The sequence below is a fragment of the Yoonia maritima genome, from assembly GCF_003003285.1.
In the GTDB taxonomy this organism is placed as follows: domain Bacteria; phylum Pseudomonadota; class Alphaproteobacteria; order Rhodobacterales; family Rhodobacteraceae; genus Yoonia; species Yoonia maritima.
Genome location: NZ_PVTP01000002.1, coordinates 159,177 through 171,048, shown reverse-complemented (window position 1 = coordinate 171,048; position 11,872 = coordinate 159,177). Strand labels below are relative to the sequence as shown.

The window sequence follows — 11,872 nt, the reverse complement described above, 5'->3', positions numbered from 1 at the left end:
GACTGTATATTGGAGTTTAAATTGTGGCGTATAGACTTTCGAAAGTAGCATTAAGCAAATCCATTAATCATCTTACCAAATACGGCGACACAGATGTGTTTCCACATTTACAAGAGTTGACCTTCTTCCGCGATCACGCGGAAGAAATCATCGAAGAACTCAACAATCTTGATCTCGATAGTTACAATCCCGAAAGCGCGATGGAAGCCCTTGCTCCAAAGAGTAAATACGGGTTCAGGATAACACATCAGCTTAGTGCTCTTGATACACTGCTGTTTCTAGCTGCCGTCGTTGAGATCGGACAACAAATTGAAACCCATCGACTACCATCCAGCGAACATCATGACTTTTCTTACAGGTTTAGTGCCGAGACCGATGGTAATCTGTTTCTGGACAATCACACTTACAAGGATTGGCTAGTTACCCAACTAGACCATGTTCAAAAAAGTCTCAAAATAAAAAAGGTAGTAAAAACTGATATTTCCGACTTTTATGCTCGAGTGAACTTTCATCGACTTGAAAATTTACTTGATGAAGCGGCTCCAGGTCATGGCGCAGCCCGATATATTAAGAAATCGATAAAGGTAATCAGGACCAAGCAGTCGTTTGGCTTGCCTGTTGGCGGTACAGCAGCCCGGATACTCGCAGAACTTTCATTGTCTGACACGGATAGAGCACTACTCGAGAACGGCATCACGGCAACGCGGTTTGTCGATGATTTTCGTATTTATTTACTCGAAAACGAAGACCCTTATGACGTCTTGAGCTTTCTAGCCCAGCAGCTTGGAGTGAACGAAGGCTTAGCCTTGAATGCCGCAAAGACCAGTAGCCTAACTCGTGCGGAATTTCTAACATCAGTAAAGTCGCAAACCACGGACATAGCGGATCAAGCCGAAGGTGAAGTTTTGGATGCGTTAGCCGCAGATGTCTATTTCAACGATAACCCAGATATTGAGGATATCGAGGCATTGAAAGCAATGAACTTACTGGGTTTTTTACAGGAAGAGTTTGACAAAGAAGAATATGATGTTGGCAGGGTAAAAGTCATCTTTCGTGCGTTAAAAATTGCAAAGCCAGAGGGTGCCGTGGAATACATCTGCGAAAACTTTTCTGAGCTCACAGTTTTTGCAAAGGAAGTCGTATTGCTAATGCAAGCGCTCGATGAAGACTTTCCATACTGCTTCGACAACCTGAGCGACACAGTTATTGATTGTATACTTGAACCACCTGCATCAAGTGTTCAATTAATACGAACATGGCTTCTAGAAATTTTCGCTCGCGATGTAGCATCAATTAACTTCGCGCAGTTCAAGAAAATCGAAAATTTGCCTACGGTACTGGACAAGCGTCAACTCCACATCATTCGTGGCAGGCTCGAAGCTAAAAACTACTTTCGTATGAACAAGGGAAATATCGGTCAGATGTCAAGATTTGAGCAATCCGCATTCATTACTGGTGCCACATGTTTGCCTCACGATGAGTTCAAGAATTGGATTGCCGCACTCAAACCCAACTTTTCGCTACCTGTAGATCAACTTTTCCTCAAATGGGTTGTTACCAATAGAAATGACGTCTTATCGAAGGTTGGTGCGACATCAAAAGGTATAGCCGAATACTCTGAGCCTACCGATTAAGCTTCTCGTTCGTTAGTCCTCTCGTCCTGCCCCAATCTCTTCCTGAAGTCGCTCAAAATCCCGCCACTTGGGCCGTGGTGGATTCCCAGACAATAACGTCTCGGGGCGCAAGACATAGTCGGTCGTGTCAGGCCCATCTATGATCCCGGCCAATCGGTAGTGCATGAACATCCGCAGCACCCGGTTGATCCGGGGCTGATACCCCTCCCCCATCGCCTTAAAGAATTTCACCACATCAGCATCCAGACGCATCGTCACCCGCTGCCGTTTCGGGTCGCGCCTGTCGTCGTCTTTCCAAATTTCATCCCAGCGTGGCGGCAGCATCTTTTCCTTGGCGACAAACGTATGCAAATCCCATTCGATCATCGCCTGCGCATCAACCGCATAGCTCCAATTGATCCGCTGAGTCTTGGTCATTTTCTTGGGGTCGATCATCGTGGTCTCCTTTGCCGTCAAACTGCCCGCCAAAGGTAAAAACGCCGCTGCATGACCGTGCGCACGCGGTGTGTACGCTGTCTGCACGCAATGCAGCCGATGTTCCCCTAGGTCACAAACCCGCCGCTGTGGACAAATGTTAGCGCTGCACAATAAGGTGGCACAACGCAAAATGGGGGTTGTCATGCATAAAGTCGCCATCACCGGGACCGGGCTTTTCACGCCCTCTCAGGTCATCACAAACGACGAGTTGGTCGAAGCTTTTAACGCCTACGCCGATCTGTGGAACGCTGAAAACGCCGCCGCGATTGAAGCAGGCACCGTTAAGGCAAAGCCCCACTCCTCATCCGAATTCATCGTGGCTGCATCCGGCATCGAAAACCGTTATGTGCTTGATAAAGAAGGCCCTCTTGACCCCGCACGCATGTTCCCACGCCTGGCCCAAAGGTCAGATGACGAACCCGGCTACATGGCCGAAATCGGCGTAGATGCGGCCCAAAAAGCGATCTCGGCCGCAGGCCGTACCGCCGCTGATGTTGATCTTGTGATCTGTGCGGCCTCCAACATGGAACGCGCCTATCCAGCCGTTGGCGTCGAAATCCAACAGCTGCTGGGCGCCGGTGGTTTTGCTTTTGATATGAACGTCGCATGTTCCAGCGCGACCTTCGGCATCCAAACCGCCGCCGACATGATCCGCGCCGGCTCCATCCGTTCCGCAATTGTCGTGAACCCCGAAATCTGCAGCGCCCACCTCGAATGGCGTGACCGCGATTGTCACTTCATCTTTGGGGACGTGGCTACTGCCACATACCTTGAACGTGACGAGGGCCTTGATCGCCCGCATTTCAAGGTGCTTTCGACCCGTTGCGCGACACAGTTCAGCAATAACATCCGCAACAACAGCGGCTTCTTGCGCCGTACCCATGACGCCATGGATGACCGCCGCGACATGCAATTCATGCAAAACGGCCGCAAGGTTTTCAAAGAAGTCCTGCCGCTTGTCAGCCAGCACATCGCCGACCACCTGTCCGACACTGGTGTCGAAGCATCAGACCTACGCCGCCTATGGCTCCATCAAGCGAACAAGTCGATGAACGACTACATCGGCAAAAAGGTCCTAGGCCGCCCACCCGAACCACACGAGCAGCCAAACGTCTTGCAAGACTATGCCAACACGTCGTCTGCAGGCTCTATCATTGCCTTCACCAAATACTCTGACGATTTTGAGACCGGCGACAAAGGGTTGATCTGTTCGTTCGGCGCGGGTTATTCCGTGGGTTCCGTCGTGGTTGAACGCGGCTAACCTAAGGAAGAATAAGAAATGAAAAAACTAATGATTGCCGCCGCACTTTGCAGCCTTGCAGCATGCGGCGTACCGTTTGTTCCGCTGGTCTAAGAACTGACCCTCTTGTGCACGTCTTCCAACGTCTCAACCCGCTCGGAATAACGGTCGGTTAGCATTGCAGACCGGCCGCGCGTCATGACGGTGAACCGCGCAAGTTCCTCCATCACATCAACGATGCGATTATAAAGCGATGATGGCTTCATGCGTCCATCTTCAAACTGTTTCCACGCCATAGGTACGGAGGATTGGTTTGGGATTGTGATCAGCCGCATCCAACGACCAAGGATGCGCATTTGATTAACTGTGTTAAACGACTGTGACCCGCCAGATACCTGCATCAACGCCAATGTTTTGCCTTGTGTAGGACGTATACCACCGATTGGTGACAACGGTATCCAGTCAATAATCGTCTTCATAACGCCGGTCATTGCGCCATGAAGTTCGGGACTGGACCAAACCATTCCTTCGCACCACATGACCAAATCACGTAATTCAACTACTTTAGGATGACTTTCCCCCGCATCCCCGTGCAACGGTAAACCCGATGGATCGAAAAAGCGTGTTTCACAACCTAACGCGTTAAGCACACATGCTCCTTCTTCTGCGCAGCGTCGCGAATAGCTAACGTCGCGCAATGATCCGTAAAGCAATAGGATACGTGGCGCATGAGCATCATCAGCATGCAGAGCAAGCGAAGCAAAATCCAACGGTTGCAAAGCGTCCGAAACGATATTTGGCAGGTCCGTCGTATCCATAGCGACTAGTTATTTTCCTCAAGATGCAACTTCATATCGATCAATACTTTTTGCAGTGCGGTCGTTTCGCGCAACAAACGTTTTGCTTCGTTTACCGTGATGATGCCATCTTCGATAGAAATATTATACTCCGCCATCAACTGAGCAAAGCGTTGGCTGAGCTTGATAACATCGTTGTTCACGCCACCTTCGCTGTTGGAACGTTCCACGTCGTATGAAAGCGTGATCCCGCGCATCTCAGCCAGCGCAGAAGTAACATGCGGGTAAGACGCAGCTGCCTCAAGCTGGGCAACTGCATCAACTGGCATATAGCGGTCTGCATGTTCTGGGTTGTCGGAATAGTAGCGCCCCAGCGTCGCCTTCGATTTCCCGGTCAACTCACAGGCACTTTCAATACCCACGTCTTTTACCAACGCTTCCGTGTGCCGTTTGAGATAATTGCTCATGCCTGTACTCCATCTCGTGTGCCCCTGCACATAGGGGGAAAACTACCGTTCTATTCCCATTAATTGTTAACTGCAGCTATGTCATTGATAAATTGTCCCGTGTTCGGGGATTATTTAACCAGTTTTGATGCCGACGGACATCCGATGTTAAGGATCAAGATCCCTTGAGGTCATCCTGCCGGGCCCGGCAGATGCCTCGCCTCCTTGCTATTGCCAAGCGAACGGCCACGGCGTTAATGACACACCATGGCTAAACTATACTTTAATTACTCTACGATGAACGCTGGTAAATCTACAGTGCTTCTTCAAGCGTCCCACAACTACATCGAACGTGGGATGGAAACCTATCTGATGATTGCGCAGCTTGATAACCGCGCTGGCGAAGGCCGAGTGGGAAGCCGCATTGGCATTGGCGCCGAGGCAGATACATTCGCCCCATCAGAAAACCTGTATGACAAAATCAAAGCGCGCCTTGATTCTGGCCCATGCGCTTGCGTCTTTGTGGACGAGGCCCAGTTCCTAGAACCTGAACAGGTCTGGCAGCTTGCCCGTGCTGTTGACGACCTACGCGTACCAATCATGGCTTATGGCCTACGCGTCGATTTCCTAGGAGAACTGTTTCCCGGTTCCGCAGCACTTTTGGCATTAGCCGATGAAATGCGTGAAGTCCGCACAATTTGTCACTGCGGAAAAAAAGCCACGATGGTTGTCCGCAAAGACGAAAATGGGCAAGTTTCACGATCGGGCGACCAGATCGTTATTGGCGGCAACGATCGCTACGTGTCGCTATGCCGTCGTCACTGGCGTGAAGAAATGGGCGACACTGCGCAGCCTTAATAAAAACTTTGCGGGTCGATATCGATTGTGAGCCGTAGGTTATTTGGCAATCGAAACTGGCCCGCCCACTGCGCCAACGCCTGTTGTAGTGGCGCAGTTTTTTCAGCCTTCACCAATAGCCTGACGCGGTGCCGCCCACGGACCCGCGCAATCGGCGCTGGAGCGGGCCCAAAAACCTGCGCCCCAATCCGCCGCAATGGTTCGTCCCGACGCGCCATTTCAGCACCAAGATCGAAAACCTCTTGGACATTCGGACTACTCAGAACAATGCCGGCCATTCGGCCATAGGGCGGAACACCCGCAGCTTTTCGTTCTGCCGCCTCGGCTGCCCAGAACGCCTCTTCGTCGCCAGCCAGAATAGAACGGATCACCGCATGTTCAGGTTGGTAGGTTTGCAGCATCGCCTCACCCGGGGCCTCTGCCCGACCTGCCCGCCCGGCAACCTGCCGCATCAATTGAAACGTCCGCTCGGCCGCGCGCAAGTCCGACCCTTGCAGGCCAAGATCCGCGTCAATGACACCAACAAGCGTCAACTTTGGAAAGTTGTGCCCCTTTGCAACCAGCTGCGTCCCGATGATGATATCGGTCCCGCCTTGCGCGATTTCTTCGATATGTGCCTTCATCGCGCGGGCAGAGCCATACAGATCGGACGAAAGCACCGCGATCCGCGCATCAGGGAACAGTTCGGCCACTTCTTCGCCCATACGCTCAACCCCAGGACCAACCGCGCTTAGACGATCCTCGGCCTCGCAATGGGGGCAAACGGTGGGCATCGGTTTAGTTTCACCGCATTGGTGGCACATCAAACGCTTGAGGAATCGGTGTTCAACCATACGTGCGTCGCATTGATCACATGCAATCTGATGACCACATGCACGACAAATCGTGACCGGCGCGTAACCACGGCGGTTCAAAAACACGAGCGATTGTTCACCCTTTTCTAACCGCTGGGCAATGGCACCGCGCAACGTCGGCGAAACCCACTTACCGCCGGGTAGATCTTCGGCACGCATATCGATCGCAGACATTTTCGGCAGAACAGACGCCCCGAAACGCGATTTCAGCTCAAGGCGCTGATATTTCCCTGCCTCAACATTAGCCCAGCTTTCAAGGCTAGGCGTGGCCGACGCCAAAACCACCTGCGCACCATTAATCGCTGCCCGCAAAACAGTCATATCGCGGGCGTTATACAGCACGCCGTCTTCTTGTTTGTACGACGTGTCGTGTTCTTCATCGACGACCACCAGCCCAAGGTTCTGAAACGGCAAAAACAACGCCGAACGCGCACCGACAACCATCTGCGCGTCACCCTGCCCAACCATGCGCCAACAACGGCGGCGTTCGGTCATCGTTACACCCGAATGCCATTCTGCCGGTTTCATTCCAAACCGCGCCTCAACGCGGTTAATAAACTCACCAGACAGGGCGATCTCTGGCAGCAACACCAGTGCCTGTCGGCCCATCCGCAGACATTCAGCAACAGCTTCGAGGTAAACCTCCGTCTTACCCGACCCGGTCACCCCCTTCAGCAAAGTCGTCCCGTATTTGTCGCTGCGCAACGCGTCACGCAATGCTTCGGCACCTGCCGCCTGATCGGCGCTTAATTCTTTGCCACCGCAATCTGGATCCAGCCTCGGATAGGGCGTATCGCGCGGGGCTTCTTCCTCGCGCACGGCACCGTGCTTGACCAAGCCTTTAACGACCGATGTCCCAACACCCGCCATTTCTGCCAGCTCGCCAAGAGTAAACGATAGCCCACCGTAATCACGCAGCACCGCCAGCACCTTTTCGCGCGCATCGGTCATGCGATCAGGCACACCGTCGGCAAGGCGATAGACTTTGCGCATCGACTGCGCATCACCAAGACCGGGCGCTCGGGTGGCCAAACGCAACATCGCATGCAACGGGGTCAGCGTGTAATCAGCAGCACGCGTTAGAAACACCCGCATTTCATCACGCATCGGGGCGACATCCAGAACGCGGATGACCGACCGGATTTTACTGCGGTCGTAATCACCCTTACCCGCACCCCAAACAACGCCCAACACTTTGCGCGGCCCCAAAGGCACCTCGACAAAGGCCCCCAAGTGACATCCACCTTCAGGGGCTTTATAATCCAATAAGCGATCAAGCGGTTGTGCGGTCAAAACCCCAACCAAATCGCCCTCGTGGAAATAGCTATCTGTCATATCAGCCTTTTGCGGGTTCACGCTGTGCCTGACATCAGGTAAACGCTGACACAACAAACACCAACCCATACTCGGAGTGAAGACATGAAGTTTTTCGTAGATACCGCTGAGATCGACCAGATCAAAGAGCTCAACGACCTGGGGATGGTCGATGGTGTCACAACCAACCCATCGCTGATCGCTAAATCTGGCCGTGACATCTTGGAAGTCACCAAAGAAATCTGTGACATGGTCGATGGCCCAGTTTCCGCCGAAGTTGTGGCATTGGACGCCGAAGGCATGCTGGCCGAAGGCCGTAAACTGGCCAAAATCGCCAAAAACATCGCTGTAAAAGTTCCACTGACATGGGCTGGCCTACAGACATGTAAGGCGCTGTCCGACGAAGGTACCATGGTCAACGTGACCCTGTGCTTCTCAGCGAACCAAGCACTGTTGGCCGCCAAAGCAGGCGCGACATTCATCAGCCCGTTCATCGGTCGTTTGGATGACATCAACATCGACGGTCTGGAACTGATCGAAGACATCCGCACCATCTATGACAACTACGGCTTCGACACACAGATCCTTGCCGCATCGATCCGTTCTGCCAACCACATGTCAGAATGCGCAAAAATCGGCGCCGATGTTGCAACCGCACCACCCGCAGTGATCAAAGCGATGGCCAACCACGTGCTGACCGACAAAGGTCTGGCTGGCTTCATGGCTGACATCGAAAAAGCAGGTATCAAAATCCTGTAAGCGACGATTGCCGCCAAGTTGCCCGTGGGTGACTTGGCGGCAATCATATCGAAATTTGAATAACTGCGGCATGTCTAACAGGTGCCAACACGTTCCGAGTTTTGTATTCCATTGTCTGCTTGACGTTACAAAGGCCGCAATGACCCATGGATGAGTACTACTTCGACGATAAGATCTACATAGACTGGTCTACATGGTCACCTGCCTGCGATAAGCGTGTGGCATTGGTTTCCAACCAGCTAAGAATTGAAGTAGGTTCAAATCATGTGCTATTTCCATTCCTTAGAAATCTACATTTTATTGCGCAAGATGACGCATCGGACAGCATACTCGTTTCTAACCCGACCGACCCCGAAACAGCATTTTTTGTACACCCGACATTTTCGAAGAGAACCGAGAGCAATAGCGCGTTTCCCTCGACACATATCATTCCTGCTGATTGCATACCAAAGCACCTTCGCTAGAGCGGACCTTCGCTGAAGGTTCAACGAGGACATAGTAGAGCGCTCATGCGCACTTCAAGTCGCGCTCCGGAAAGCCACCGCTCAGTAGTCTTCTTAGCAGTAAACTGCGCCCCAAAAGTCACCCTGCATCATCGCGCAAAAATAGTTGCAGAACCTTGCGTCTCAGTCTGTTACAGTTCGAAAAAACGATAGAGCAGACTTATGAGTAAACCCGAGATGGACGAAAAGACCCGCGAGCAGATCATCGCTAACCCGAACCTTTTGCTAGAGGATCACGACGTCATGCGTGCCCTTGTGGGTGGTGATGATGACAACAAGGGTGGGAATATTGTTGACCTGCGCGGCATCGCGATGGAACGGCTAGAGGCGCGTTTTGATCGTCTTGAAGACACCCATCGCAACGTCATCGCCGCCGCCTATGACAATCTGGCTGGCACCAATCAGGTGCACCGCGCGATCCTACGCATGATGGACGCCGATACGTTCACTGCGTTTCTTGATGATCTAACGGGCGATGTCGCAAACACCTTGCGCGTCGATGCAATCCGGTTGGTTCTGGAAAGCGCTGAACCCGAGGCTGACAATGACATGGGCCCCGCCGTCGCCGTGGTCCCCGAAGGGTTTATTGACGATTACATCACCCTTGGTCGTAACATGCCCGTCCGTCAGATCACCCTGCGCAAATTCGATAACGCAGGCGCGAGCCTGTATGGCGAACGCGCCGGCTATATTCAGTCAGAGGCTTGTCTGAAGCTTGATCTTGGCGAAGGTAACCGCCCCGGAATGCTGATCATGGGCTCCGAAGACCCGCAGCAATTCACTGCGCAGCAAGGCACTGATTTGCTCACGTTCTTTACGGGCGTCTTTGAACGGGTCATGCGCCGCTGGCTGGGATAAACCGATGATTTCGCCAGCACTCACAGATGTTTTGGGCAAATGGCTGGATCACCAGCGCGCCTTGTCAGGTGCTGCCGAAAATACGCTAAAGGCCTATCAAACCGACGTATTGGGCTTTTTGTCATTCATGACGCAACATAATGGCGGCGCGCAGGGGTTAGCCCCAATCGCAAAGATTGGCGTGCGCGACATGCGGTCTTGGATGGCACACGAGCGCGGTCGCGGTGTTGGTGCGCGGTCGCTTGCGCGGTCATTGTCTGCGGTAAAATCTTTCTATCGTTGGCTGGCTGAACGCGAAGGCTTTGAACCTACCGCCGTCCTGTCGACACGGTCGCCAAAGTTTCAGAAAAAGCTCCCTCGGCCATTGGCCGAAGACGCGGCCACGGCGATGATCGAAACGGTCGAACTGCAGGCCCGCGAGCCATGGGTTGCCGCCCGCGACAGTGCGGTCGTTACGCTGTTATACGGATGTGGCCTGCGGATTTCAGAGGCATTGGGCCTAAAGGGTGCCGATGCCCCCCTGCCCGCCGTGCTGCGGATCACCGGTAAGGGCGACAAAGAACGGATCGTGCCAGTGATTGACACAGCACGTGACGCTGTAGATGCCTATCTACGCATGTGCCCCTACCCCAAAGAACCGGACGAGCCGCTGTTCAGGGCGGTCCGCGGCGGCCCACTTTCCCCGCGTGCAATCCAGAAGGTCATGGCGCAAACGCGCATGCAGCTTGGTCTGCCGGCAACGGCGACCCCACATGCGATGCGACATTCCTTTGCAACCCATCTGCTTGCCGCGGGCGGCGACCTTCGTGCGATCCAAGAACTGCTTGGCCATGCATCACTATCGACAACCCAAGCTTATACCGCCGTTGACGCCGCAAGATTGATGGAAGTCTACGACAAGGCACACCCAAAGGCGTGACTAACCGATTGCCCCCTGCCGTTTTTTCCCTCATGAAGTCTTCATGACATTACGTTCCAAAGCCCTCGCCGTTCATCTTCTTACCGCCACAGGTGCCGTTTTCGCGATGCTAGCTATGCTTGCTGCGGTTGATGAAAAGTGGAACATGATGTTCCTATGGTTGGTTATTGCGTTCTTTGTCGACGGAATAGATGGGCCGCTTGCACGGCGCTATGACGTCAAAACAAATGCGCCGATTTTCGATGGCGTGCTGCTGGACCTTATCATTGACTACCTGACCTATGTCTTTGTGCCCGCCTATGCCCTGTTCAAATCAGGGCTATTGCCCGGCTGGACTGGATGGTTCGCGATCATCATCATTACATTCACATCGGCGATGTACTTTGCAGACACGCGGATGAAGACCAAAGACAACTCATTTTCAGGTTTTCCGGGCTGTTGGAACATGCTGGTGTTGGTCATCTTCGCGCTCGCGCCCAATTTCTGGGTTTCGCTGTTCTTGGTTGCGAGCCTTGCCGTCGCGATGTTCTTGCCGCTCAAATTTGTACACCCTGTCCGGACAGAGCGTTGGCGGGGGGTAACGCTGCCCATGGCGCTAGCATGGACATTCTTTGCTGGCTGGGCCGCTTGGGTCAATTTCCACCCTGAAAGCCTTGCGCATTGGGGGCTGGTCATTACCTCGATCTATCTGCTTCTGGCGGGGGTCGCGCAGCAAATCATTCCCGAAAAGTCGACTACTTAAATCAGCAACCCTGCAGCGCCTTCTAAACGTAGCAAGGCGACCTTTGCCTCGACCCCGCCTTCACCGGAATACCCACCTAACCCGCTTGCGCCTAATACCCTGTGACATGGGATCAAGATCGCGATTGGGTTTGCGCCGCAGGCTTGCCCTATGGCTTGGGCCGAGACACGTAGTAATCTAGCCAAGTCTCCGTAGGTGCGGGTTTCACTGTATGGAATCGCGCAAAGCGCGCCGTAGAAATCTGATTGGAATGCGTTGGCGCGTGGTGCGAGCGGCACGGTGAACTCCGTAAGGCTACCGTCAAAATATGCTGTCATCTCGGCCTGAAGCTGTTCAAACAGTGGCCCGTCAGTCAATGTCCCTGACTGCCCCCAAATCAATCGCGTGATCGCCCCGTCGGTGGCATCTGCCCCAAGCGCCCCCACCGGGGATGAATTACATATCAATCCTGTCATCATACAAATCCTACGT

At 53.2% G+C, this 11,872-nt stretch carries 12 protein-coding genes; 7 read left to right on the top strand and 5 right to left on the bottom strand.

Annotation, left to right across the window (positions count from 1 at the left end; all coding sequences use genetic code 11):
* Positions 1–23: 23 nt before the first annotated feature.
* Complete coding sequence (locus CLV80_RS03355; RefSeq protein WP_106354813.1) at positions 24–1,634, top strand: RNA-directed DNA polymerase; 1,611 nt, start codon at positions 24–26, stop codon at positions 1,632–1,634.
* A gap of 12 nt (positions 1,635–1,646) precedes the next feature.
* Here CLV80_RS03355 and CLV80_RS03350 read toward each other — a convergent pair whose 3' ends face one another.
* Positions 1,647–2,069: a BrnA antitoxin family protein gene (locus tag CLV80_RS03350; RefSeq protein ID WP_207766497.1), complete on the bottom strand. Its 423-nt coding sequence runs from the start codon at positions 2,067–2,069 to the stop codon at positions 1,647–1,649.
* Positions 2,070–2,253: 184 nt separating this feature from the next.
* Between CLV80_RS03350 and CLV80_RS03345 the strand changes: the two genes are divergently transcribed.
* Positions 2,254–3,372 carry a beta-ketoacyl-ACP synthase III gene (locus CLV80_RS03345; RefSeq protein ID WP_106354811.1) on the top strand — a complete coding sequence of 373 codons (1,119 nt, stop codon included), beginning with the start codon at positions 2,254–2,256 and terminating at the stop codon, positions 3,370–3,372.
* 89 nt (positions 3,373–3,461) lie between these two features.
* Here the strand turns inward: CLV80_RS03345 and arsH are convergent, their stop codons facing one another.
* On the bottom strand, positions 3,462–4,169 hold the full coding sequence (gene arsH, locus CLV80_RS03340) for an arsenical resistance protein ArsH (RefSeq protein WP_106354809.1): 708 nt from the start codon (positions 4,167–4,169) through the stop codon (positions 3,462–3,464).
* 5 nt (positions 4,170–4,174) lie between these two features.
* Complete coding sequence (locus CLV80_RS03335) at positions 4,175–4,615, bottom strand: phage regulatory CII family protein (RefSeq protein ID WP_106354807.1); 441 nt, start codon at positions 4,613–4,615, stop codon at positions 4,175–4,177.
* A gap of 246 nt (positions 4,616–4,861) precedes the next feature.
* On the opposite strand from CLV80_RS03335, the gene CLV80_RS03330 reads away from it, so the two are divergent.
* On the top strand, positions 4,862–5,452 hold the full coding sequence (locus CLV80_RS03330; protein WP_106354805.1) for a thymidine kinase: 591 nt from the start codon (positions 4,862–4,864) through the stop codon (positions 5,450–5,452).
* On the opposite strand, the gene CLV80_RS03325 is transcribed toward CLV80_RS03330, so the two are convergent.
* Positions 5,449–7,641 carry a primosomal protein N' gene (locus tag CLV80_RS03325; RefSeq protein ID WP_106355344.1) on the bottom strand — a complete coding sequence of 731 codons (2,193 nt, stop codon included), beginning with the start codon at positions 7,639–7,641 and terminating at the stop codon, positions 5,449–5,451. The two genes, CLV80_RS03330 and CLV80_RS03325, sit on opposite strands and share 4 nt — an antisense overlap.
* An 84-nt stretch (positions 7,642–7,725) precedes the next feature.
* Here CLV80_RS03325 and fsa point away from each other — a divergent pair, with 84 nt between their 5' ends.
* The 4 genes from fsa (at position 7,726) to CLV80_RS03305 (ending at position 11,401) form a co-directional block, all read left to right on the top strand.
* Positions 7,726–8,379, top strand: coding sequence for a fructose-6-phosphate aldolase (gene fsa, locus CLV80_RS03320; RefSeq protein ID WP_106354803.1), 654 nt, complete (start codon positions 7,726–7,728; stop codon positions 8,377–8,379).
* 665 nt (positions 8,380–9,044) lie between these two features.
* Positions 9,045–9,740, top strand: a complete 696-nt coding sequence (locus CLV80_RS03315) for a DUF484 family protein (protein ID WP_106354801.1) — start codon at positions 9,045–9,047, stop codon at positions 9,738–9,740.
* Positions 9,741–9,744: 4 nt separating this feature from the next.
* Positions 9,745–10,659, top strand: coding sequence for a tyrosine recombinase XerC (locus tag CLV80_RS03310; RefSeq protein ID WP_106354799.1), 915 nt, complete (start codon positions 9,745–9,747; stop codon positions 10,657–10,659).
* 43 nt (positions 10,660–10,702) lie between these two features.
* Positions 10,703–11,401: a CDP-alcohol phosphatidyltransferase family protein gene (locus tag CLV80_RS03305; RefSeq protein ID WP_106354797.1), complete on the top strand. Its 699-nt coding sequence runs from the start codon at positions 10,703–10,705 to the stop codon at positions 11,399–11,401.
* Here the strand turns inward: CLV80_RS03305 and CLV80_RS03300 are convergent.
* Positions 11,398–11,856 carry a methylated-DNA--[protein]-cysteine S-methyltransferase gene (locus CLV80_RS03300; RefSeq protein ID WP_106354795.1) on the bottom strand — a complete coding sequence of 153 codons (459 nt, stop codon included), beginning with the start codon at positions 11,854–11,856 and terminating at the stop codon, positions 11,398–11,400. The two genes, CLV80_RS03305 and CLV80_RS03300, sit on opposite strands and share 4 nt — an antisense overlap.
* Positions 11,857–11,872: the final 16 nt, after the last annotated feature.